The sequence below is a fragment of the Flavobacterium sp. GW821-FHT12A05 genome (assembly GCF_058807735.1).
The window spans coordinates 16,688-41,479 of record NZ_JBXAQY010000003.1 but is presented as its reverse complement, the minus strand read 5'-3'; the positions used below and the strand labels follow the sequence as shown (position 1 = coordinate 41,479).

Genomic DNA, 24,792 nt, shown 5'->3' with positions numbered 1-24,792 from the left:
AATGAAAAAAAGTTAGCATTATGAAGGATTACTTTCAAAAAGACATTCCTGTTCTTTTAAATTTTACAGATTGTAGAGAGGTGCTGAATGGCTTCGCCCGTCATGAAGAAGACAAAGTCCAATATGATGCCAGGCTTATTTACAATCAAAGAAAATCAGAAGAACTTCAGCTAACAATCTATTATAAATCAGCGGATCATTTGTATGAGAAATTGGATTTCCTTAGAAGTTCCGGTGTCAATATTCTGGATCTGATTTCTCCTGCAATTTCTGAACATGCCTGGGTGCATCCTGAGTTTTTCATATTTTCCAGAAGTTCAATTATCGAACTGCAGGAAACCCATTATGTCGAGCATGACAAAAGGACGCTGATACTCATCCTTGATAATCTAGACCTTTTTGAAAACGAAAGATATGCCATGGATGGACGGTTCAGGCTGACTGAGAATATTTTTCCACATCTAGGAAGTTATATCAGGTACGGTCAGTTGGGAAATTATGACCATGGAGATAAATTTATTGACGTAAATAACAACAGGCATACAAATTTTGGCCCCATAAGTTTCATACTATCTTTTAATCATTCCTACAGGTCGGAAGCATCAGTTAAAGACTTTGTGATAACTAGGGATGCACACTTAAATATCAGGGATGGAAGCGAAAGATTAACAGATGCTGAACTCTTAGGGCTTGGACAGGATTTATGCCTTCTGATGTCGTTTTATTGGGAAAAAAATATTGATTTTTTTAATGCTGCCATCAGGGTAAATGACAAGCAACATTATGCCAACAGAGAGGTCTTTAAATTATGCGGGGATAATTTTGATGCCTCTGAAGAATTTTATCTGAAAGAACAGTACCCGACATTTTACGATTTTGCAGAGTCTATTAGTTTTGAAAATTTCCAAAATCACAAACGCCTTCTGCAAGAGTCAGTGCCTCGTCTAATCAGGGTTAAGAATCTAGATGATATTTCTGCTTTTATGATTTTTTATAATGTAATAGAAAAATGCAGAAATTACTTTTTGGTCAATGCAATCCAAGGTACTTCTTTTACGGTTAGGGAGGAGTTTGAATTTACCCTTTCCAAGGGCAAGACCAATAATTTTATAAAAAATAAAATAAAAGAGATAGGGGAGATAGTTGCCGAATCGGATAAGGAGGAATTTGATTCGAAAGCCTCATTGAAAGTGACATTCATTAAAAAGACCGGTTTGATAGATCAGTTCGAGAATTTTATATCGTATCTGGATTTGGATGCGGACAAATATGATATAAAATTTGAAGAGCTTATTAAAATTAGGAATCAGATTTACCACGGAAATATACCGGAAGTAGCTGTTTCTTTATACAACAACGAGATGAAGAAACTTATTTTGGATATTTTATTGAAGATCATTACTTAACATAAATCATTATGGTCTATCATACATTATGAATGTTACAGAGTGTATGACAACCAAAATAATTTGCAGTATTCCGTTATTTAAGGATGAGCACCTAAAATATAGCAGTCACTCTGGACATAGCAGACTCATGCGGCGCCCCGATTCAGACTGTGAATCTGTTTCAGAGTTTTAAAGATTGTGTGGAGAATGAGCTCAGATTAAGAAACAGTCCCCTGTGTTCTGTTAAACCCTGTCTAAGCATCTGCCACAAGAGGCTGCAGCCAAGCTGCGCCAATGTGCCGTTTATAAACAGATCCTGTTTTTCCAATGCTTCGGTAAGCGAGCAGCTAGGGGTATTATCTGTATCGGAGAAGCGCAGCAGTTCCCCGTATTCTTCGGTAACAAAAGGCAGTCTGTCAATAGTTTGAAACAGATTGGATTCAGGCTGTCTTACCGTTCCAATAGTAGAAAAGATAACCTGTCCCGTATTTTTTGCATTGCCGAAGTCCATCCAATACCTCGGCATATCAGAATGGGATGAACTGCTTTTCTGCTGCTCGAGTGCTTCGGCTATTGTGAAACGGGCAGCAGCGGTGTCCACGCAGGAAATATAAATCGCTGCTCTCTGTGCCGTTTCGGGTGTAAATGTTTTCTCAACGGTTTTCCATCCTGTGCCGAAAAATCGGTTGGTTCGGGTAATGAGTGCGGATGCTTTGGACAGTCCGACCTCGCACTGGGCAAAAAGCTGCCTGCCCCTGTTGGCATCGGTTATGATATCATCATCCCACAGGCTGACCTGAAAACCCGCATGTCCGAGAGCATTCAGGGAATGGGACATCCTTGCCAGTGCAGTCAGCACCTGCGAGCCTGTACCGCCTGCCCCGATAAGGCAGACCGAAATAGGATTAACAGGATTGAGCAGTTCGTCTGCTGTAAAATGGGCTTTTGTTTTCAGGGTTTCCATTACAATAGATTTTTAAGGGTTAAACTGTTACTGATAAGCTTCTCAGCAGGAAAACTCCCGCCGCTTTTCATCAGCTGCTTATAAAGACTGATAAGGTTTTCCTTAAGGGGATGGTGTCCGCCGATATGATGGGAGAAATAACTCCCGAAGAAATACCCCTGCCATGTAGCGGTAAATTCTTCCAAAGCAGCTGCCTGCTTTATGCGAACGTCAACATTACCCATACAGACATTCCCGTTTTGATACAGGTTAAAAAAAGGTGCATAGTACAGCGGGGTTTCTTTTTTAGGCCTGCTGCTGCCCTTGAGGGCAAAGACAGCTAAGTGCTTTTTGTCTGCTTTCCATACAAGGGCAGGCAGGCTGACTGCCCCGCAGTCAAGGTTCAGGCTCTCGGAAAAGTAAAGCTTTACCCGCTGCGCTTTGGTGTACCACACCACGCTGCCGCTTTCCGACGGGTCTATGTGCAGCACATTGGGGGATAGTATTCCATCGGGTTTGAGGAATGCTTTTGCTGCCTGTCCTGTGTCAAGGGATCTGGCAAGACGCTGTGCTTCGCTGACCGAGAGCGGGCGGGGGTTCACGGGAGAGCCTGCGTTGTCCATTTCGTAATATTCGATGTAGGGGCTTTGCTGCCCTTCTGCGGTAAAGACCACAAGGGCGGCTTTCGGGTGGTAAAGAAGTATATCAGTTTTCATGGCTGTAATGGTTTAGGAGGTAACACAGTTCATTGATAAGGGGAAAAAGGCGGCACTCAAAGTCAAGGCTGTCTTTTTGTTGCGGCTGCCCGTCAAAGCACCGCCTGAGGACAGGTTCCTGCATACAGCTGCATTCGCCGAAATCACTATTGACAACCTGTTCAAGCTGATTGTAGAGCCATCCCTCGGTAGAGCAGACAAAACCTATGTATTTTTCCATTGTGATGCAGTCCGTATCGTCATACTGCTCGGGGTCGGGCAGGCACTCCATGTCAGCATGGGTATAAATACCTGTATGAGGAAATTCCCGCCACAGATCGTAAAACCGCCGCGCAAGGGAGTGGCATTCCCTGTCAAAACTGTCCTTAGGCACAAATGCTGTGAGCCATTCCTCGAAGCGCTGCAGATGCACCTTACTGTAAAGCCTTCTGCGCATTATCTCTCCGATATGCACAGCAGTATTGACCTGACTGTTAAGGCTGCCAAAATCATCATCCCATCCCTCGGGATCATCTGTAACCCACTGGCAGAGCATATCATAATTCCAATACAGATAACTGTCTTCCTCCCTGTAATATGATACACCTGCACACCTGTAGAGGTAGGAGAAGATGCAGAGCAGCAGCTGTGCCGCTTTCCTGTGTTTCCTGTCCTTTAACATTTGGTGCAGCGGCAGGACTGGAATGAAAAACAGCGTATTCTGCGTGTCAAACCTTTCGGCCGCACTGAGCATAAAATTCTCATTGTCCGCTTCAAAATCAATGGTGATGCGCTGCGGCAGTTTTTCACTGAGCAGCCTTTGCGCATCGTGCAGGGCGGCTTCACGCCCGTAAGGGTAATACAGTTTAGGGGTGTCAGCGGGGCTTATCCCGTAGTGCCTGCAAAGCAGGGCAAAACAGCGGTAAAAATGCCCTTTCTCCTGCGGGTTTTCCTTTTGATTTTCCCCTGCATAATGGGGCAGGAAGCGGGTTTTTAGAAAACCATAGGCAGCATTTGGGCAGGGGCTGAGATCAGTTGGTCTGAAAGCACCTCGGCGGTGTCTTTCTTTCGTGAGAGGGACAGCAGGAACTGCCCTGCGTTTTTGTGCAGGAGCTGCTGCCTTTTGTTTTGGGGCAGCCGCAGCCGCCCTGATATAAGCTGTTTCATATTCCATTGTATTGGATTTAGGGTTAACCTTTAGTTCCCATAGTGGTTTCAAAACGGTACTCGACCGTATCGTTCTTAATTTCAGGACCAACGGTTTTGGCGGTGGTCAGCATCGGGTAGGAGTGGGCGTAAAAGTTCATTACGGTTTCCACGCTCCATTTCGGGTCAGGGTCGGAAAGGTTAATATCACTGCCCTTGTCCTTCAGGAGAAAGACCCTCGGCATTATTGTGGTCTGTAACATCATCGTTAGGATTTGGTTCTACTTCTTTTATGGTTTCTGCGGGCTGTTCAGCACCGAAAAGGTCAGGGCTGAATTTGGCGGAGAGTGCCGCCCTGCGGGTGCGTATCTCCTCCGCTTTGTCGGGGAACTCGGAGGGCTGCGGGATTTTGATCCACGCTTCCTTGAATTTCCCTTCTTTTTCCAAAGCTTCAACTTTGTCCATTACTCCTGCGTACTGCGTTTGCTTTATTGCTTCGGGGGTCTGCTTTTCGGGCTGTGCTGCCTTTTCGTTTTTTTTCTTTTCAGAAGCGGCATTCTGTTTTGCTTTCTCCTGTCCGTTTTGGTACTGCTCCATATTGACAAACAGGGCAGAGGTCTGTGTTACAGGCTCGGCTATGGCATCAAAGAAGCCCTCGCAGAGTTCCTTTGCCGTCCCTTTAAGGATAAGGGGCGGGATATGCGCTTTGGCATTGTCTGTGCAGGCATCGTTCTGCAAAAGCACCGATACGGTAAGCTGCTCCCCGTCTTTTTTAAGGGTGACGTTCAGGCAGCCCTCAAAATTGAGGGAAGCTGCATGGGCGAAAAAATTGGTTACTGCCATGATTTTTAAGTTTTAGGTTCAACTTCTGTATTGTTACCCTGTTTTGGGGATGCGGTATAATGCTCAAAGAGCATCCGCACCGCTGCCTTGTAGGCGGTGTTCTCAGGGACATTGTGCATGGTCTCAGCCTGCCTTGTGATGCAGTCAATGGTATAGATGGCAGTATGCCCCGCAAAGATTTTTTCGGTTAGCTGCTGTGTGCCTTTGACGGGAGAGCTGCTGAAAATGGCAGCTGTTTCGGCTGCAGCTGCAGCAAGCCTGTACCAAAGGTCAAAGCCGAAAAGGCTGTTATCCCATAAGGGGCGCAGGGTGTGCTCGTTTTGTGTCAGGTCTGCGTACCCGTCCTGTAACGCTTTGAGTATCTCGGGCAGCCTTTCGGGGAACAGCCCCGCAAGGAGCCTGCCTTTTTCGATATTGTTCATATGCTGTAATGGTTTCATAAGAGTTTAGTTTATGCAGCCCCGCAAGGCAGGGCTGCGGTTATACATCAGTTCAGCAGCAGGGCAGCTGTCCCTGCTTTCTCAAAATCCCTGCACAGGTCAAAGGCTTTCTGCCCCCTTATCTGCGCCGTACCGCCAAGCAGGATGGATTTTATTTTGTCTTCGCCAGTCTTGAAACTGCGCACGTTTTGGTAGTAGCCCGTCACGGCATTGTATGCCCCGAAAAGCGTTCCTTTGGTGGTCTCCATCACTTGGGTATCGTCTGCCATTGCATATTCGAAGGCAGCTTCGCAGGCATTTTTATAGACGGCTGAAAGTTCCTGTTCTGTGCCTTTTTTTAAGAGGTCAAGGGTTTCTTTGTTTGGGCATAATGCTAATTGTATCAATTTTTTAACTTCGATGTCCTCAATTTTCACTTTAGCCCAATGATTAAAAATGCCTTCAAGCTGTACGGATAGCGTATCGGCAAGCCCCATTACCTTGTGCGCCTGCTCAAGGCGTTCTTTTGCCCCTGCGGTGTGGCGTATGCGCACGACATTGGAAGCAGAGCGAAGGGCGGCATTCAGGGTGTTCTGACAAACGATGCGCACGGGTGTAAAGGCTGCGGTAATCGAACCGCTACCGTCGTGCGAGGTGGTAAGGAATATGTACTTTTCGGTAATATCATCACCGTTTCCCACACGGATATATCCGGGCAGCTTGGCGGTAATGAAAACACGTTCCCCGCTGCCTAATGCCCCTGCGGTTTCGTACAGGATGCCATCCCCGCCGCCTACAATGGCATCAAAAAAGGCAAAGGCATCGGTGTTCTGCACAATCTGGTAATCTTTTCCCACCACACCAAACACGGCATTGTTATCAGTGCGCATGGTGGCATACTGCTCAGGTACAGCGAAGCTTATCAGCGGGTCTGTACCTTTGGCAAAAAGCGGTGCTTTTACCACTTCATAATCAAGCCCAGCAAAGGCAATAGCCTGTGCACTTTTCGGGTAATCCTGCACGATTGTGCCAAGCCCGTGCCAAGCGGGCTGTTTTGTGCTGAAAAAAGCGTGTTTTCCAGTCTGTTCGTTGTAGTTTATATTATGTGCCATGATGGTTTCAATTAAAGGTTAAATACTATTTTCTCTGTTCAGAACGGCAGGTCATCGTTGGGTACTTCTTCTTTTTTATCCGTTCCCGCCTGTGGTGCTTCTGAACCTTTTCCCTCTGCCTGCACAGGACTGCCCCCGTGCAGGGTAATTTTGGAGGTATGGAAGTTCAGCCCTGCTTTTGGCTGCCCTTCGCCGTCCATCCACGCACGTACGCTCACACGCCCTGCGAGTTCCACAATCTTGCCTTTAGTAAGGTAGGGTGCTATACCTGTGCCTATCCAGTAGGAGCAGTCAAAAAATTCGGTCTGCGTTACACGCTCCCCGTTTTTAGCTTTGTAGGTGTCGTTTACCGCTACGGCAAAGTTTACGACCTTTCTTTGATCTGACAGGGTGCGCACTACGGCGTCCGCTGTCACTCTTCCAGTAATTTCCATGATAAATACTAATTAAAGTGAAACATTATTTTAATCCTCTTTTTTCCCTGCCTTACAAGCATTTCCCAAAAGAAAAAAGGGAAAAAAAGAAAGCCCCGCGGAAGTGTGCAGGGGCTTCGGAGCGCTATAAGTCCCGAAGGGCGGACGCAGGACGTTATGCGCGTGCAGAAGACTCCCTGCATAATAACTTCGCTGGCCTTTTTATCCCTTTTCGTATTGGGAACTGTATATAAACATGATTTAGTACTCGTAAATAATTATCATTATTGTGTTAAATGACATGTTAAATTTTATATTTTTAGGTCTGATACCAACCACCCTTATACTATGAGAATTTCTTACCAGATTGCTTTTAATTTTTCGCCGTCAGATGCCCAGCTGGCAATTGTGTCTACAAACGAAATAGGTACAGCAGGTACCCTAAACAGGTACGTTTTAAGTGAATACGGTTATGAGGAGTCCATACTTCAGAATCTTGATCTTAAGAAAGGTTATGACCTTTTTCAGCTGGGCGAAAAACCGATATTGTTTGTTGTTACCATTGCCCAGCGGGGTGATACCAGGGAGCTGTTGAGAGAAAACCTGCTAAAAGCCATAAAGGATAATGCAGGCGCCCTGGCAGGTGTTAGAGTATGGCTGCCGCTATTGGGGACCGGAGCAGGAGGGCTTAGCTATAAGGAAAGCTGGATGCTTCTCTTAGATGTTTTCAATGAGCTGAAAGATATGGGTTCAGAACATGAACTTAATTTTATGGTGGCAGTGCCTGATGATAAACAAGGAAAGGAGTTTTATGATAATTTATCTTCTGATAGAAATACGGATGACACGAAAAAATTGCTGGAAATAGTCAAAAAGCAGGGGATTAGGTTTTTTTTGGTAGGTTCTTCATGGGACGGAGATGATCAGGCAGAGCGTTTTTATGATGAGGAAATATGGGAAACAGGATATGACAAGAAGTACGACCATATTATTAATTCCATCAGAGGAGGAGATATAGTAATCCACAAATCTACATTTCCAACGCGGGAGGGAAGGAATTTTTTAAGATTTAAGGGATTGGGAATTGTCAAAGAAAATTTTAATAACGGCACGCGCATAGCTGTGGACTGGCTGTTAAAAGGGTTCAGGATTGATGTGGAAGACCTGGGCTATCACCGAACAACGATTGCAGAGCCTTCGTTAGCAGATTTTACTAGTATTCTGAACCATCTCAATGCTGATGCTATAAGGGTGCTTCTAGCATTTCTGGCACCTGAGGAGTTATCTGATTCCACGCATATAGCCGGACTGGCCAGTGACACGGATGCAGGGGAGGATTATCTGGATATTATGCCAGATGTGAATGCTTTCGCCCTGCTTTTGGCGGCAAAGAGCTTCCAGCCGCCTCTTGCCGCAGCACTGCTGGGCCGCTGGGGGTCAGGTAAAAGTTTTTTTATGAAAAAACTAAGGACGCAGATTGAAAAACTCTCGGATTCCGATAATGGATATTTCTGCAAAGGAATAGTACATGTTCATTTCAATGCCTGGTCCTATATGGACGCTAATTTATGGGCAAGCATTACTACAAGGATTTTTGAAGGACTTCATTATTACATAACAAATGACAGTGATGCAAAATACAACGTAGTAGAAATTGAAAAGAGGCTTACAAAAGACCTTTCGGTCACCAAGCAGGAACTTTCGGGCCTTGAGGGACAGAAGAGCGAGATAGAAAGCCAGCTGCAGGATCTGGAGACAAAAAAAAACACGACAAAAAAAGAATTAGAAGACAAGATAGATGAGCTCCGAAAAAAGTCGCTTAAAGAAGTACTTAAAGGTGTAGACGACGAGTTTAAAGTAAAGGATGAACTTAAAAACGTTCTTTTAGAAAATAAAAGCATAGTTGACAGTATCGATGATTTCAAAAAGATTGTCCCTGAGGAGTACTGGGAGAAACCAGAGGAAATGTATACTAAACTGCGTTCTGTTCCCGGGACGGTTAAGCTTTTCACGACTGCACAAACAGCCAGGGAGAACAGGGCATGGCTTGTCGGTACAATTATCTTATTTACTGGTGTTCCTGTCCTGCTATGGTTTTTAAAGGATTATATCAGTTCTCACAGTTTTATTCCAGGAACCACATTCTGGCTTGTGGTTACATTTATCGGAGGATTTTATGTCAATGCGATTAAATTTTACCGTAAAGCCAAGCCCTTTTTTGCTAAAATATGGAAGATCAAAGAGGACTATATCAAAAGCAGGGATAATGCCGTGTTTGAATTTAACCAGCAGGAAAAAGCACTGGCTTTTGAAATTGAGACTAAAAAGAATGAACTTGAAGCAGTTACCAGCCAGATCAGTAAAGTAGAGATTGTAAAATCCACTGTTGAGTTTAAGATCGGCAACGCCTTGTCGACAGAAGCATTGTATGAATTTATTGAGAAGAGATGCCAGAGTGAAGACTACAGGAAACATTTAGGCCTGGTATCAACTATACGTAAAGATTTTGAAATACTAAGCGATCTGTTTACCGGCCACAAACAGGAAATTTCAGATACCGAGGATGGCAAAAAGTTCAGTGACTTATTTAACAGGCCCCTGGAGCGGATTGTACTTTACATAGATGATTTAGACAGATGCCCTGAAGACAGAGTAGTGGAAGTTCTTGAGGCAGTAAATCTCCTTATGGCATTTCCCCTGTTTATTGTAGTAGTGGGAGTTGACCCTGTCTGGGTACGGAATGCATTAGTATCAAAATACAGGAAACAGTTTGGCAATGATGACAAGGAATATCAGAATATTGATCCTGGGAGCTACCTTGAAAAAATCTTTCAGATACCATTTCATTTAAAGCAGGCGGACAGTAGCAATATAAGAACCATGCTTCGGGGACTGGCCCAGGTTCAGATGCCTGTCAGCCCATCAGTTTCTGGACCTGAACAGTCCGCAACTGCAGAAAATCAGGAAAGTATGGATAACCAAAGCAATAACAATAATCGCACCCAGGCCCCAGTTGTTTTAAATTCTTCCGTTGTTTCAGATCAGATTGTAATTAAGGCGTTAAGTTTTTCTGAAACTGAAATTGGCAATATTGAGCAGATGTCAGCAATTCTTGGCAGCAGCCCAAGGCTTATCAAACGTTTTGTAAATATATACAGGATAGTAAAATCCCATGATTATATCAGCAGGGAAAGCAAAATTAAAGAAAAGGATCTGGAAGCTATACTATTTGTTCTGGCACTCTGTCTTGGGAAATATAAAGGCCTTGTCGGATTATTAAGCGGTTTTTTAGAAACTGCTGGGGATACCGTAAAATTTTCAAAGTTTCTTGTCCGTAATGATGTATTATTTAAAGGCCTTGAGCAGGAAAGAATAAACCTGGAATCCCTGTTGAACGAAAAACTCCCTCATCTGCTTGAAGTCGATACAGGGTTAATTAGAAAACATATTGGTTTTATAAGAAGGTTTGTTGTTGAATAAACTGAGAATTATTGTAGAGATTTAATTATGGAATTTAAACTGACCACAGAAATAATTGATTTAAGCACAGCAAATACATGGAATGCTGCAAAACTGGAATGGGTATTTGATCTTGCCTACTATAGTGATGAAGAGCAGACCTGTCTGTGCGGCCATTTTCCAATACGTAACATATGCGTGATAAGGAACAGGACTAATAAGGTAATTACAGAAGTAGGGAACCACTGCATAAAAAAGTTTTTAGGAATTGACGATGGGGATAAGGTATTTACATCTATTAAAAAACTAAAAGATGACATAAGCAAAAGCATGAGTGCGGAGGTTGTGGAGTATCTTTACAGAAAGCATGCAATCAATGACTATGAATATAAATTCTATCTGGATATTTACCGAAAAAGAAACCTTTCCGTTAAGCAGGAGGATATTAAAAGAAAGATCAACGAAAAGTTTCTCAAATTTACCAGTTATGAGACCAATTCACAGTTCTCTAAAATCAACCTTATTTTAAACTGGGCCCAGGATAATGCCGATTTTGACACTGAATTTGTTTTATCAGTGAAAAAGAGTTGCGAAAAAAACGGAAGACTGACTGATAAACAGGTTCTTGGATTAGATAATATTATTAAAAGATTCGGCATAACATAAACAGTAATGCACCTGCGCATTGAGGTACGGGATTATACATTATCATCGAGACTGCCGCGCACCTGACGCTCATAAATCTCCTGCAGCTCACGGCTTATCATTTCCGATTTTACCGGATCCATATCTTTTTCAATCATAAGACGTACCATCATGGTTATGGTACTCCAGGCTAATTTAGGATTATGGTAGTCGCTAATCGGTTTAGCCTGATAGGGCAGTGCAGTAAATCTTTGGAGGTTGTACTGATCCTTACCCGCCCAGTCATAAAATTCAAGAATGATTGGTATTATTTTTACTGACTTGTTCAGGTCATAACGGTTTATAGTATTTGTAACTTCATGTTCAATAATATATTTCGTATTGAAAAAATACTCGCTCACCATAAAAAACACTATATCAGCTTCATCAAATTTTTCTTTGATGGCCGAATCCCATTCTGCAGCGGGAATAAGATTTGTACAGTACCAGGGTTCTTCAATGAGGTCTGCCGCGACAAGAGGCTGAAGGTATCTGATCAGTGCATTGACGTTTTTAAGGTCTTTTTTTGAATAAGAAATAACGACTTTCTTTTTCTTGATTTTCTCGTTTGTAAACATTTTATAATCCTTTAAATTGAAAAATTTTTCCTCTCCTTTTGTTTCATCAAAATCTTTGAGTTTTTTTTCGGAGAAAATCAATTTTCCATATTTGGCGTTCCTGTTCAGCACTTTAGTTGAAATAAAATCGACACCGTCAAGAGTGACCATTTCTTCATAATCGTATCCCTTATTAACCTCTTGTATATAGCCTATTACCTGATCAATAAAGTCTGTTTTTTGAATGGTAAGATTTAAATTAAAGATATCGATGCATGCGTTCCCTTCTTCATTGCCGATATGAAATTTTATCATTACTATTTCATGTGTTGCGGGATTCTTTATAATCAGGCCGTCTTTCCAATAATAGAACATATCGCCAGAATCATTATTACCAGAAAGAAGCAGGCTGCTGTAATGCTGGAAAATACTGAGGATAATACTTTTTTGAATAAAGCCCGTGTATTCGAATCTTCGACATGGGATTGTTCCCTGCTGAAGAAATAGATTAATTTTCGTTTCGGGCATCTTAGGCAGATAAAGCGGTGCAATATATTTGCTGGAAAAAGGGTGTTTAAAAATAATCTTGAAATCAATCATCATGTCCAATATGCTGGTAACGTCATTCTCAGCAATCTGCTTTTCATTGATGAGATAGGATACATCAAATTCACCGCCTTTCTCCTTCAGGTCGACCAAAACATTGTGAATATTATCAATGAGCCATCTTTTATCCATATAAATATTTCCTTGAGCGGACTGGTTAGAATACAGAATAAGTCCTATCTGCTCCAGATAACGTATCAGTATATAAGCCTGCTGTTCATCGATAGGTGAATTTATGAGATTATTACAGTACTGCATGAAATCAGCCTTATTTACAACTGGTTTCCCCTGATAGGTACTGATGCTGTTTTTGACTGGTTCGTAAAATTTTGGGAGTGTGGCTCCTATGATATCCATATTGTGCAGCATTTCGGTGAGCAGCATATCAAACTGTTCCATATTTCTTTTGGGAGATTTTATGGATATTGCCGTAATGTCGAATATAAAAGGATAATCTTTTTTTAAGCTGGTATTGTTTAAGAATTTAATATCGGAAACACTTGCAACCTTATTTTGGAGAAGGAGAAGCGAACTATTATACGATTGATTTTTTTTATCATCAAAATCAATATTATCAGCCTCTACATCTTTGATGTAATGTTTGACAGATTCGAGCCAGTATTTAATCGGATAATCCTGGGTCTCAACCTTGACCTGCTCTTTCTTATGATTTAGCTGAATGCAGGAACGCAGATTAAGATTATTTGTTTCCGGAGTCCATAATAGCATATAAACAGCATTTGAGCCGTAGAAAAGGTGATGCGTATCATGGTAGTAATCATGCCCTCCAAAATCAAAAACATGAAGGATGCACTCTTCCCCCAGAGAAGAAATCTTGTATTTGCTTTTTACGATTTTTTCCTGCATCCATAGGGTTGGTAGATGCTCCTTTTCAATATCTTTTTCATTATCAAGATATTTTACCATAGTAGACTTACCGACTTCACTATTACCCACAAGAATAATCTTGATGTCTTTATTGATATATTTTCCGCGCTGTCTTATATCATTAAGTACCCTGAGCACTGCTTCCTTTCCAATATTTACAATTTCCATCGGAGGCTGGGCCAAAGGATTTTTTGCGATATTAATAGTTCCTACTTTCCATTTATCATTTTCGATTCCAAGAGTGTTTATAAGGCTTTCAATAGGCCTTAAATCCTTAATTTTGTTATGGTGGAGATCGACTGTTTCAATGCTTTGTGCATCTTTTAAGAAGGAGACGGATTCAATGAGATTATTACTAAGATAGATTTCACGAATTTTTACCCCTTCTTTGATGTTTTCTACATTTTTGATTTTATTATTATTAAAGAAAGCAACTTCCAGCTCAGGCAGCTGGCTGAGTTCCCTAAGGGATTTGAGACAGCAGTTGCTTAGATTAAGGTATTTTAACTGCTTTAAGGATGTAAGTGCATGCAGGCTGTCAATGGGCCATCTGTTCCATAATTGATCTTTCTTATTCCAGTCTCCTCCGCAGATCAGCACTTTTAAATTTTTCAGTTTTTCAATATCCGAAGGAATGTATTCAATTGTATTTCTTTTCCAATCATTACTGCTGTATCTGGGTTTCCATACGCCGTTTTCAAATTCGCCCCATTCATTGCTTAGTATGAGTTCTTCCAGGTGTGTGCATTCAAATAATTCAGGGACCAGGCAGAGATCCCTTAATCCGCACATCCCTAAATCAAGTTTTGTGGATTTGGTCAATAAATTTTGTTCGATCAGCTGACTGGCAAAATAGATGTTTGATTCATTGTAAAGTAGATCTTTTTCTTTTGAAATACCATCATGCCAGAGCGGTTTGATATAAGGCAGATACAATATTCGGGAACAAAGTGCCCCAAAATTTTCATCATTTAATGTTTTAAATCTTAACCCCCTGAAAAAACTGATTATATAATCTTCATCTAATTCGGTAAGATTATTATCCATCAGCAGCTCTTTTAAAACCTGCTGGCGATGTACTTTTGAAAGCATTGTGAGATTATCAGAGGGCCTTAATAAATAGTTTAAAGCATTTCTGACACTGGGGCTTAGTGTGATAAGGTCGTTATTTTTTTTAAATTTCAGAAGGTTCAAAAACCAATCATTCTGTCTTACACCTGCTCTTGCCAGTACACGTTTGTCTGGGTATCGATTCCAAAAGTTTTTACGGTAAGCATTGTAATCGAGATAAGCTATCAGTTCACCGCACAATGTAAGGAAAGAATAATAAATTCCGTTGCTGCTGAATTCTTCAAAAAAATCTTTGAAAGCTAACTTTGAATTTCTGAAGTCCAGTTCAATCCTGTTATAAAAATCATTTTCTAAAGGTAAATAGTTCAAAAATTCCTGAAATTTTAACTGTGCTAATTCAAAGTAAAATTCAGAATCGTACAGTAGCTGCTGAATATGTTTTTCTTTATTTATCTTTGAGAGTTCGGCTTCTATTACAAGTTGTGAGCTTGGTGTATCTGTATCGAGGTGAAGACTTTCAAATGACTTATAAATTTTCTTATCGGGAGTATAAAAAGTCAAACGAACCGAATTACGCGCAGTTTCATAAAATGCATTAAGCATAATATTCCTGCTTGTGAAATGACTTAGTTTACCTGCTCCTATACCTAATATCGGGGTGGCAATTTCTGAAATGTCCAAATTTTCATTTGCAAATCTGGCAAGACGTCTGGCAGCCAGTTTTATTGCAAAATATGCGCTTTCATAATTCTCGACTACGCATGCGAGAGCTATAAATTTCACTCGGTTTTGGGATCTTACTTCCTGAAAATATACTTCACCAAGGCGGTATTTTTTTAACCCGAATTCTATAAAAATGTCTAAATTTTCAAGTCCGTCATCAAACGAGCGGGAAATGGTTCCTTCTGTTGAAATGGGAACAACAATAATATCACAGTCTGTTTCAAATATAGAAGCATTTATAAAATCCAGCATAATTCAGTAGTTGGTTGAAGTCTCTTTTCTGTTCTTTTACCAGGCAGAAAAGAGCAGTGTTCTTAATTAATGCAAGATACAAGTTTAGAGTTAAGTTTTTATAATCCTGTAAGAAAAAAGCTTTCCCAATAACTGCTTTTCAGCCAGTATGCAATATCTTCCGAAAGGTAAGGTTGATTCTTGGAAGCATATCTTTGGCTGATTTTGGTATATGGTGCTCCCAAAAGGTATTAGTTGTCCCAGATATCAGTAACAATGTACCGTGATGCAGTGGAATTTCAATCTGCGGCAGGCTTTTATCTGTTTTGTGCCTGAACCGGAACGGGCGGGTCTGCCCGAAGGTAAGGGAAGCTATATTGGGATTTTTTCCAATACGGTGTTCCTTGTCGGAATGCCAGGCTACGCTGTCCCCGCCATTACGATAAAGGTTCAGCAGCACTGCATTGAAGGATAATCCTGTTTCCTTTTCAACCTTTTGCTTCAGCAATAACAGTTCAGGTGTCCATGCAAGGCTATTTTCTATTGAACCGGCCGGCCCATACCAGGCAATCATGCGGGGAGCAGTCACAATCTTATCATACATGGGCATTTCATATTCTCTCCAGGGTGTCTGATGAAGCAGAGAGGTATAATAAATATCTGCCTCATTTTTGCTTACAAAGCCATCGTACTGTATCAGCTCAAGGCCGGGAAGGTCGTAAAACTTTTTAGGGGCTGTCCCGCAGGTAAACATATCGGTGTCATTGAAAAGTAACATATCTCTATTTGTTTCTGTTTCTAAAATCTTATAGTACTGCTTATATATTTTAATATTTTTTTATGTCTTCATCTTTTGGCGGGGAAGGCCGATTTCCTGCTCCTGAGGATAGGGTGCACGGTGGGTCATGGAAACATCTTCTTTAAGTTTCTGCTGGGTCTTTCCGCTTTCCTCGTCAGTTTCCCTATATCGGGGATCGGGGATGAAAGGCATCTTTTCCATTTTGGATATGGTAATGGTAGGGAAGTGGTAGTCCACTTCTACTGTGCCCAGCAGCAGATAGCATCCTCCACCCTTAAAGGGGTACTGTTTAAGACTTCCCGTAAAATGTGCCGTATCGAAAAATTCCCCATTGGCATCAATCCAGGTCCCGAAATACATAGCACCCATTTTGGTTGGTACATGTTTTCTGGAAACCAGATAAGCCAGCATTTTGACCTGCTTTTTATGATGTTTTACAAGGTCGCATGCCATAACTGCCCCACGGTATGAGGTTTTCAAAAGATTAAATGGGGTTACGGATACAGGAAACCCTAAAAGCTCAATCTCATCAAAGGCATCTTCAAAAGGCGAGCGCTTAAGTTCCGGGAGTTTGTATTCCCTTACCGGTTCAGGCAGGAGCATTGGCTGGCGGTTTTCCGGCTTAAAGTTCATCATAATGCGCCTTGCTGTTATCAGCAGTTCGTTTTTGTTTTTACCTGTAGAGCGGAATGCCCCGATATAGATCAGCAGCTGGAGTCCTTCAATACCTATTGGAATTCGCCTTATAAAATCCTCCAGTGATATATACTCTCCATGGGTTTCACGCTCCTCTATGATTCGGAGTGCTGTTTCTCCCTGCAGCCCCTGCAGCAGCATAAAGCCTAGATATATATCCTTTACGTAAAGTACGGTTTCTATTCTGCTTTTATTGATGCATGGATTATGTATGGCAGCACCGGACATCCGGGCTTCATGCACATAAACTTCTGTCCTGTAAAATCCTCCCTGGTTGTTGATGACCGCAACCATAAATTCAACAGGATAATGAACTTTAAGGTAGAGGCTCTGATAACTTTCCACAGCGTAGGAAGCGGAATGGGCCTTACAGAAGGAATAACCTGCAAAGGATTCTATCTGACGGTAAATTTCAGAGCTCAGCTTTTCAGGATGGCCTTTGGCTGCGCAGGAGGCAAAAAAGTTATCTTTTACTTTCTGCAGGGCGGCAAGCGAGCGTCCCTTGCCGCTCATTGCCCTTCTGAGTATATCACCGTCAGCTGCTTCCACGCCGCCGTAATGCAGGGCAATTTTGATCACATCTTCCTGGTAAACCATAATGCCGTAGGTTTCACCCAGCTGCTCTTCAAATACGGGATGGAAATACTCGAACTTATCGGGATGGTTGTGCCTGAAGATATACTCCTTCATCATACCGCTCTGAGCCACACCAGGGCGAATAATGGATGAGGCAGCGACCAGTACCTTGTAGTTATCGCACTTCAGACGGCGCAGCAGCCCCCGCATGGCGGGGCTTTCAATATAAAAACAGCCTATAGTTTTACCTCTTGCCAGAAATTCATTGCATACGGCTTCGTCTTTTGACAGTGAAGTATCCCTGATATCGACAGTAATACCGCGATTTTTTTTGATAATTTTTACGGACTCGTCAATATGTCCGATTCCCCTCTGTGACAGGATATCAAACTTATCAAAACCGATTTCCTCTGCCACGTGCATATCGAACTGTACAATCGGAAATCCTTTAGGCGGCATTTCAAGGGCCGTGAAATCGGTGATAGGATCTTCGGATATTAGTATACCGCAGGAATGCATCGAGCGCTGGTTGGGATATTTTTCCATCATCATGCCGTATTTATGCACGAGCTGTATTACCTTATTTTTATCATGCTGGTCTATGGACGTCCCGGACAGGGCATCCAGTTCTTCTTTCGGCAGCCCGAATACCTTTCCAACTTCCCTGAAGATGGATTTGTATTTAAATTCAACATTGGTGCCGCAGAAAGCCACATGGTCCGCACCATAGCGCCTAAAGATATAATCCAGTATCACATCACGCTCTTTCCAGGACCAGTCAATATCAAAATCAGGAGGTGTTTTTCGGTTCAAGTTAAGGAAGCGTTCAAAATATAAATCCAGTTCCAAAGGACAGATATCGGTAATGCCAAGGCAGTAGGCAATAATACTGTTGGCACCGCTGCCACGCCCGATATGCAGGAACCCCATGGAATTGCTGTAGCGTATAATATCCCATGTTATAAGGAAATACCCGCTGAAGCCCAGCTCGTCAATAACTTTCAATTCTTTTTTCACACGTTCGCAGGCTTCGGTATTATCCGTCCCATAACGTCTTATCAGGCCCTGCTGTGCCAGACTGGTCAAAAGCTGCAAATCCGTATGTGTGTCTGCTGTATAATTTTTTTTATTGCGGGGCACCCCAAACTCATATTCAAATGTACATTGATTTATGATTGAAAAAGTATTCTCCAGTATTTCAGGGTATTGTGAGTACCGCGCTGCGATCTGCCTGGGAGCGGCCATCATTTCGTCTGCCCCGCAGTAATCATCAGGGGTAAGTTTAGTGCCGAGTGTATTGAGATCAACTGCTCTAAGTACGCGGTGCAGGCTGTATTCCGTTTTACTGCTGAAAGTAACAGGATTCAGTACAGCCATCCTGTTTATTTTGTTTTTCCATTCGGGACGTATCAAAAAGGAAAGGTTTTTAGTGCGGATGCCTATATATTCAAAACCCCTGAGCGTATCAGGAATATTTTCTATTGGATAGATCACAATGGCGTCCATGAATTCCGGCGCTGTATCGGGTACAGGCAGTCCTTCCAGATTATATTTGGTCCTGTGGCGGTTTATCTCTCCGATACCTTTACGGTTTTTGGCAATGGCAATGTATAGCAGCTTGTGGTCTTCACGAAATTCCATCCCGACAATGGGTTTGATGCCGGCTTCGGTACATGCTTTATAAAATTCATAGATACCGGTAACGGTATTGATATCGGTCAGTGCCATAGCAGTGGCTCCCAGGTTTTTTCCCTGAAGAACCAGATCGGCAACAGAGATGGTGCCGTAGCGCAGGCTGTGAAAGGAATGGCAGTTCAGGTACATAGCTACTGTATTTTTTTTGATTGGTAAATACCGCTGCAGCGCATCACGGCATTGGCACCAAAACGATTCTTGATCCTGTCCATAGCCTGATATAACGACATCATTTCCTGAGTGTCCTCAAATAGGTTGATCTGATAGGAACCTCGTACGAGCCTTCCAAATCTTACCCCGACAAGCCTCAGGCTCATACGGCGCTGGTAGAGTTTTTCGAAAGCTTCCATAACTGCCTTGGTAAGTATGTGATCTGAAGAGGTATAAGAGATAGCTACCTGTCTGGTTTCGGTATCAAAGTTAGAGTAGCGTATTTTAACCGTCACACTCGAAGTCAGCCACTGCTCGCTTCGCAGCTGATAGGCTAATTTCTCTACCATTGCAGAAAGGACAGAACGAAGGTATCTCAGGTCAGTAGTGTCCTGATGAAAGGTATCTTCAGTTGACAGGGATTTGCGTTCCCTGTAAGGTTCTACGGGATTATTGTCTATACCGTTAGCTTTTTTCCAGAGTTCAAGACCGTTTTTTCCGATCATTTCCTGAAGCACATTGACAGGCATTTCAGCAAGGGTCTGTATGTTACGGATAGCCATACGTGAAAGCAGCTTGAAGGTGGCATCCCCGACCATTGGAATTTTACGTATGGAAAGCGGGTTAAGGAACTGCTGTACCATAGGTTGGGGGATTTCCAGATTTCCTCTGGGTTTTCCTTCGCCAGTGGCAATTTTTGAAACGGTTTTATTTACCGAAAGGGCAAAACTGATGGGCAGTCCGGTCTCAAGGGTAACAAGCGATGAAAGCTCACTGGTCCATTTGTAAGAGCCATGGAACCTGTCCATCCCGGTTATGTCCAGGTAAAATTCATCTATACTGGCTTTTTCGACAACCGGTGCTCTGGACTCAATAATTTCGGTAACGTTATGTGACATTTTAGAGAACAATTCCATATCGCCTTTCACGATTTTAGCATCAGGACAGAGGCGCAGTGCCATTTTTATCGGCATAGCCGAATGCACGCCGAACCTGCGTGCCTCGTATGAGCAGGAGGCTACTACGCCGCGGTCACCTCCGCCCACAATCAAAGGGATTCCATCGAGCCTGGAATCCATCAGCCTGACACAGGAAACAAAAAAAGTATCAAGGTCCATATGTACAATTGCCCTTTCCATAAAATATTCATTTTTGTACTATGCAAAATTAGGATAGATATTCCCAAAAAATATTATATTTGTTGGGATAAATAATCCCAAAAAGCATATGTCTTTATTCTCTGACAATATCAGGCACCTTAGGGTGAAAAAAGAAGTTTCGCAGCAATTCGTGGCTGAGAAACTCTCTATAAGTCGCGACAGGCTTGCAAAATATGAAGAAGGAAAGTCTCAGCCCCCTTTCGAAATTTTGATTAAACTGTCTCATTACTATCATGTGAGCATTGACCTGCTGCTGACTGCCGATATTCGAAAAATAGATATCGACGGGCTTATGAAACTTGATGACAACCGAATCCTGTTGCCTATTGTGGTGGATTCTAAAGGTGCGAACATTATTGAAATTATTCCGCATAAGGCAAGAGCAGGCTACCTGAGCAGCTACAGCGATCCTGAATTTGTGGAAAGTCTGCAGCATATATCACTGCCTTTTCTTGGCAGCGGAAAGTTCAGGACATTTCCGGTGGAAGGAGATTCGATGCCCCCGCACATGGATGGTTCTTTTATAGTCGGCAGATATGTAGAAAATGAGCGGAATATTAAAGACGGCAAGACTTATGTGCTGCTTACAAAAAATGAGGGCATTGTATACAAAAGGCTGAAAAGAAGCGGAGGGAAAAATTTCCTGTTCATATCGGACAACACCTTTTATGAGCCTTACGAGGTGAAGCTTTCAGACATATTGGAAATATGGGAATATGCAGGCAGCATAGCCACTAAGGAATTTGAGCCCGACAACCTTGAGCCACAGAGCATCAGAGAACTACTTTACGGGATAAGAGATGAAGTTAAAGCACTAAAGGGTATTAAACAATAAGAATACAGGCAAATGCATACAACTATACGTTTTAAGATCAGAAAAGAGGTAGATACGCCAACGGCGAGAAAAATTCTTAAACTCAAAGGCGGGCTTATTGCAGAGTCTTTTACTGATATCATACACTTCGATGATGAAGGGGAAGATTTTTACGTCCATTATTTTCAGCTAGAGAAATCTAAGAGCGAACTGGCTACTGATTTTATAAGAACTTTTTCTGAGGAGAATGACCTTAAAGGGGTTGTTGTTCTTTTTTAATATATAAATAAAATGTGCCTTTCACCCGTTTGTATCCTGCCAGGCTTACAAATGATAATGCGTCCTGAGGAACAGTACTAAAAAACACAACGCTTTTGGAAAAAAGAAATCCTCAAAAGTGGATTTTTATTACATTAGTATAAATTAAAATCAAACTAACATGACTTACAAAGATAAATTAGAGGAATTAAGAAAAATTGCAGTTGACAAATTTAAAACATTAGAAGAAATTCATACAGATCTTATAAGTGCCCACATACCCAAAAAATATGTTTCTGCAGATCATCAAATAGCCATTAGTGAACATACAATTGCTGTAAATGATTATGGCAGATTAGTCAGCGACATGGTAAATAAGGGTTATTCACAATCAGACGAAATGGCTGACTAACTATCTAAAATGGTTCATTTAAGGAGTTTTTTAGCTTCTATTCGTTCCCCGGCATCCAAAAGTATGGAGTGTATTTTCTTTTCGAGTTCCCTTTTTGAAGGGAGCTCGGTCCAATACTCAGCAACCATGATTCCATCTTTATGCATTTCAAGGAGTTGTACCTGTTCGGGATTACTTTCCGAACAGAGTATAATACCAACCGGAGGTAATTCTTCTTCATTTTTTTCGTAGCGATCAAGCCATTTAAGATATAACTCCATCTGTCCTTTATATTTAGCGTGAAATTTTCCAAGCTTGAGCTCAACGGCAACCAATCTTCGCAATTTTCTATGATAGAAGAGTAAATCAAGATAGAAGTCTTCACCATCGATAATCATTCTTTTCTGCCGCTCTATAAAAGAAAGCCCTTTACTTAATTCAAGTATAAATTTTTCAATTTCTCGTAATACTGCATCTTCGAGATCTTTTTCCAAATATGTATCACTGAGTCCTAAAAAGTCTAGGAAATAAGGATCTTTAAAGCTATTGCGTATATCGGGCGTGACTGCATTACGAATATTAGCTATTGAAGTACGCTCATATTCTTTATTATGTATTTTTTTTCTTAGTTCACGAACTCCAATTCCAGAAGCCGAGTGAGCATAGAATAATCTCGCTTCCTCACTCTTCAAAGGCAACAGTACTAAAAAATGAGACCAGCTCAATTGTCGTGACAGTGTTACGACAATTTCCTTTTCACTGAACATTTCACTGAATTGCAGCATTCTTCTTAAATTTTTTTCTTCAAAATTCCTACCATATTTTTCTACCAATTGTCGTGACAGTGTCACGACAATCTGTTTGCCATAGTCTGCCCTTTTATTTTCAAGGATGTCTTGGTTTATCCTAAAACCTACATGCCAGAAAAGCATCGTCAAGGCACTGTTGGCCTGTTGCGTAATTTGGTGCTGTGCCTGTTCTATCAGCAGCGAAAGCTCATTCAACAGAGAGGTATTATGAAATATTTTATTTTTCATATTTCTTTCTTTAAAGATTTACAAAATGTTTTTTTTGGTACAGTTATTTTTTCCGGATAACCAAATAAGACTTAGCCGGGTCTGCAATAAGCTTTTCCATTTCGGTATCGATAACCTGCTGTATATCCTGTCTGATCTGATCATAATTGCGTTGGACAATATGGTTATCTATAACACGTACCTTTTCAATTTCCTTGTAACTTTCTTCTTCCTCTCTGATCGCATTATGGTCATTGACAATAGAACAGTGGAATGCCTTTAAATCAATCCTGCAGTCCGGATCATCGGCAACCATACCTACAAAATCCCCTGATGAAAGGGAGCTGATTTTGGATGGGGGAATGGCGGCTTCCAGCTGTTTGGAGCGGCTTATAGAAGTATCGCCACTGTTAATGGAAAGGCTTTCGCGATCCTGCATTATTTTTCCAAAACGCTCCGAGAGCTGCTTGGCTGTATCGCCGGTTACCTGTCCGCTTACGATGTTGCCGACAATGTTGATCAGTACATCCGCCTGCTCGCGTCCGTAATCTTTTCTTAACTGACTGAAATCCTGTATCCCAAGACAGGTAGAAACTTTATTGCTTCTGGCCGTTGCAATCAGGCTGTCCATGTTGTTGAGATAGATGGTCGGAAATTCGTCAAAGATCAGGCTGCTTTTCAGCTTTCCTTTTTTGTTGACCTGTTTTACAAGGCGTGTCACATAAAGGGAAAGCACGGCACCATAAATCTGTATTTTCTGGGGGTTGTTTCCCATGCATACGATTTTTGGTTCCAGAGGATTATTGATGTCCAGGCTGAAGTCATTTCCCGAAAGCACATAGTAAAGCTGCGGGGAAGAAAGCCTTGCCATTGCTACCTTCGCAGAGGCAATCTGGCCCTCGAGCTGCTCCATTACGTCATTTAGGTAGGCGTTAACAAACGGGTTTATAAGCACCTCAATTTCTTTCTCGGTACGCAGCAGTGTAAAGAGGTTATCATAGTCGGCCTGCATCAGTTCAATGACATGGGGCAGGGTGCAGAATACACCATCCTGATACTTCTTAAGATACCATATAATCGCGGTAAGGAAGTTGATGGGAGATTCCACAAAAAAGTCGCCCTGCTTTTTGATCCATTCCCTGTTGAGCCCCATCAGAATTGTCCTTGCTGATTCCGCGGCATCGGTAATATCTGTCATGGCGGAAGGATCTAAAGGATTGCATCTGTGGGTTATGGACAGGTCATCAAAATTAATGACATAAAACTTTGGAGGCACCCGATAGCAGTGCCTGTTTTTCAGCCAGGTATTATATGCTATACGTGAGAGGTCATCAAATTTAAAATCATAAATAAACATCGTGAACCCTTTGCGGATATGCTGGGTGATGATATGGCGGATCACAAAGTAAGACTTCCCCGAACCCGGTGTGCCGGTGACCATGATGCCTCTGAACGGATTGATGATATTGATCCAGCTTTTATGCAGTTTATCCTTCAGATAATACTTAGCGGGCAGGTTAATAGAAAATTTGTTCTCCAGCAGACGTTCTTCCTGAGGGAAGGTCTCATTGAGCTTGTTGAATATATCCCTGTCATTGAGTTTCCTCCTTACCAGTCTCGATAACCGCGTGCCGCCGTTGAGTATCATCAGGTAACCTGCAACTGCTAATGCCATATATAGAATCACTGTTACGCGAAGGTCATGCGGGGGCAGTAGAACCAAGCCGCTTATAAAATAAAACAGCAGGCCTGTGCTTATCAGCACCACTGCCGATTTACAGCTTAATTTCTCATCCTTTCTGCCTTTTGCACCCAGAAGCGATATGAGAAGAAGACCCAGTGAAAAAAGTTTGGAGGTATGGAAAGAATTGAACAGCCCCGTAGCGGTTATGTTCTCCAGTATCCGGTCTGTGAAACTGCTGTGCAGCCCCCAATTATAAAAACCGGAGTAGCAGTAAAAATAAAAATGAAAGAAGAGCATAGTAAGGCTCATAAGTCTTGTCATGTCCAGTATCTTTCGTAATGCCTGTTCGTTTTCACCAGTCTGTAATGCCATGAT

General features: G+C 42.0%; 20 protein-coding genes. 6 read left to right on the top strand and 14 right to left on the bottom strand.

Features of this window, described 5'->3' with window-relative positions:
- Window positions 1-20: 20 nt before the first annotated feature.
- Window positions 21-1,406 carry a hypothetical protein gene (locus AC1RRQ_RS07150; RefSeq protein WP_493022321.1) on the top strand — a complete coding sequence of 462 codons (1,386 nt, stop codon included), beginning with the start codon at window positions 21-23 and terminating at the stop codon, window positions 1,404-1,406.
- A 163-nt stretch (window positions 1,407-1,569) separates the two neighbouring features.
- On the opposite strand, the gene AC1RRQ_RS07145 is transcribed toward AC1RRQ_RS07150, so the two are convergent.
- From AC1RRQ_RS07145 to AC1RRQ_RS07110, 8 genes are read right to left on the bottom strand one after another with little or no spacing between them, the layout of a single operon-like run.
- The gene (locus AC1RRQ_RS07145; protein ID WP_493022320.1) at window positions 1,570-2,352 is read right to left on the bottom strand and encodes a PRTRC system ThiF family protein; all 783 of its coding nucleotides are present in this window, start codon (window positions 2,350-2,352) and stop codon (window positions 1,570-1,572) included.
- Complete coding sequence (locus AC1RRQ_RS07140) at window positions 2,352-3,047, bottom strand: PRTRC system protein B (protein ID WP_493022319.1); 696 nt, start codon at window positions 3,045-3,047, stop codon at window positions 2,352-2,354. The genes AC1RRQ_RS07145 and AC1RRQ_RS07140 overlap by 1 nt, the downstream gene beginning before the upstream one ends.
- Window positions 3,037-4,200, bottom strand: coding sequence for a hypothetical protein (locus AC1RRQ_RS07135; RefSeq protein ID WP_493022318.1), 1,164 nt, complete (start codon window positions 4,198-4,200; stop codon window positions 3,037-3,039). The genes AC1RRQ_RS07140 and AC1RRQ_RS07135 overlap by 11 nt, the downstream gene beginning before the upstream one ends.
- Window positions 4,201-4,216: 16 nt before the next feature.
- Complete coding sequence (locus AC1RRQ_RS07130) at window positions 4,217-4,435, bottom strand: PRTRC system protein C (protein WP_493022317.1); 219 nt, start codon at window positions 4,433-4,435, stop codon at window positions 4,217-4,219.
- The gene (locus tag AC1RRQ_RS07125) at window positions 4,380-5,015 is read right to left on the bottom strand and encodes a PRTRC system protein E (protein ID WP_493022316.1); all 636 of its coding nucleotides are present in this window, start codon (window positions 5,013-5,015) and stop codon (window positions 4,380-4,382) included. Before AC1RRQ_RS07125 ends, AC1RRQ_RS07130 begins: the two co-directional genes overlap by 56 nt.
- A 5-nt stretch (window positions 5,016-5,020) precedes the next feature.
- A complete protein-coding gene (locus AC1RRQ_RS07120) occupies window positions 5,021-5,455 on the bottom strand; it encodes a hypothetical protein (RefSeq protein WP_493022315.1) in 435 nt (144 codons plus the stop codon).
- A gap of 47 nt (window positions 5,456-5,502) precedes the next feature.
- Entirely contained in the window at window positions 5,503-6,546 is a 1,044-nt protein-coding gene (locus tag AC1RRQ_RS07115) for a DUF932 domain-containing protein (RefSeq protein ID WP_493022314.1), read from the bottom strand.
- A 38-nt stretch (window positions 6,547-6,584) separates the two neighbouring features.
- Window positions 6,585-6,980: a single-stranded DNA-binding protein gene (locus AC1RRQ_RS07110; protein ID WP_493022313.1), complete on the bottom strand. Its 396-nt coding sequence runs from the start codon at window positions 6,978-6,980 to the stop codon at window positions 6,585-6,587.
- A 327-nt stretch (window positions 6,981-7,307) separates the two neighbouring features.
- On the opposite strand from AC1RRQ_RS07110, the gene AC1RRQ_RS07105 reads away from it, so the two are divergent.
- Both AC1RRQ_RS07105 and AC1RRQ_RS07100 read left to right on the top strand, forming a co-directional pair.
- Entirely contained in the window at window positions 7,308-10,439 is a 3,132-nt protein-coding gene (locus tag AC1RRQ_RS07105; protein ID WP_493022312.1) for a P-loop NTPase fold protein, read from the top strand.
- Between the two features lie 27 nt (window positions 10,440-10,466).
- Window positions 10,467-11,084: a hypothetical protein gene (locus AC1RRQ_RS07100; RefSeq protein WP_493022311.1), complete on the top strand. Its 618-nt coding sequence runs from the start codon at window positions 10,467-10,469 to the stop codon at window positions 11,082-11,084.
- Between the two features lie 32 nt (window positions 11,085-11,116).
- On the opposite strand, the gene AC1RRQ_RS07095 is transcribed toward AC1RRQ_RS07100, so the two are convergent.
- The 4 genes from AC1RRQ_RS07095 to dinB all read right to left on the bottom strand — a co-directional run bounded on the left by AC1RRQ_RS07095 (window position 11,117) and on the right by dinB (window position 20,233).
- Window positions 11,117-15,199, bottom strand: a complete 4,083-nt coding sequence (locus AC1RRQ_RS07095) for a COR domain-containing protein (RefSeq protein WP_493022310.1) — start codon at window positions 15,197-15,199, stop codon at window positions 11,117-11,119.
- A 139-nt stretch (window positions 15,200-15,338) separates the two neighbouring features.
- Entirely contained in the window at window positions 15,339-15,956 is a 618-nt protein-coding gene (locus AC1RRQ_RS07090) for an alpha-ketoglutarate-dependent dioxygenase AlkB family protein (RefSeq protein WP_493022309.1), read from the bottom strand.
- A 60-nt stretch (window positions 15,957-16,016) separates the two neighbouring features.
- The gene (locus AC1RRQ_RS07085) at window positions 16,017-19,073 is read right to left on the bottom strand and encodes a DNA polymerase III subunit alpha (RefSeq protein ID WP_493022308.1); all 3,057 of its coding nucleotides are present in this window, start codon (window positions 19,071-19,073) and stop codon (window positions 16,017-16,019) included.
- A 2-nt stretch (window positions 19,074-19,075) separates the two neighbouring features.
- Complete coding sequence (gene dinB, locus AC1RRQ_RS07080; RefSeq protein ID WP_493022307.1) at window positions 19,076-20,233, bottom strand: DNA polymerase IV; 1,158 nt, start codon at window positions 20,231-20,233, stop codon at window positions 19,076-19,078.
- A gap of 88 nt (window positions 20,234-20,321) precedes the next feature.
- On the opposite strand from dinB, the gene AC1RRQ_RS07075 reads away from it, so the two are divergent.
- From AC1RRQ_RS07075 to AC1RRQ_RS07065, 3 genes are all read left to right on the top strand, one after another.
- Window positions 20,322-21,089 (top strand): XRE family transcriptional regulator, encoded by a 768-nt coding sequence (locus tag AC1RRQ_RS07075; RefSeq protein ID WP_493022306.1) that lies wholly within the window; start codon window positions 20,322-20,324, stop codon window positions 21,087-21,089.
- A 12-nt stretch (window positions 21,090-21,101) separates the two neighbouring features.
- Entirely contained in the window at window positions 21,102-21,347 is a 246-nt protein-coding gene (locus tag AC1RRQ_RS07070) for a hypothetical protein (protein ID WP_493022305.1), read from the top strand.
- A 160-nt stretch (window positions 21,348-21,507) separates the two neighbouring features.
- The gene (locus AC1RRQ_RS07065) at window positions 21,508-21,738 is read left to right on the top strand and encodes a hypothetical protein (protein WP_493022304.1); all 231 of its coding nucleotides are present in this window, start codon (window positions 21,508-21,510) and stop codon (window positions 21,736-21,738) included.
- A gap of 14 nt (window positions 21,739-21,752) precedes the next feature.
- On the opposite strand, the gene AC1RRQ_RS07060 is transcribed toward AC1RRQ_RS07065, so the two are convergent.
- Entirely contained in the window at window positions 21,753-22,754 is a 1,002-nt protein-coding gene (locus AC1RRQ_RS07060; protein ID WP_493022303.1) for a PDDEXK nuclease domain-containing protein, read from the bottom strand.
- A gap of 43 nt (window positions 22,755-22,797) precedes the next feature.
- Complete coding sequence (gene mobC, locus AC1RRQ_RS07055) at window positions 22,798-24,789, bottom strand: conjugal transfer protein MobC (protein ID WP_493022302.1); 1,992 nt, start codon at window positions 24,787-24,789, stop codon at window positions 22,798-22,800.
- Window positions 24,790-24,792 lie beyond the last annotated feature (3 nt).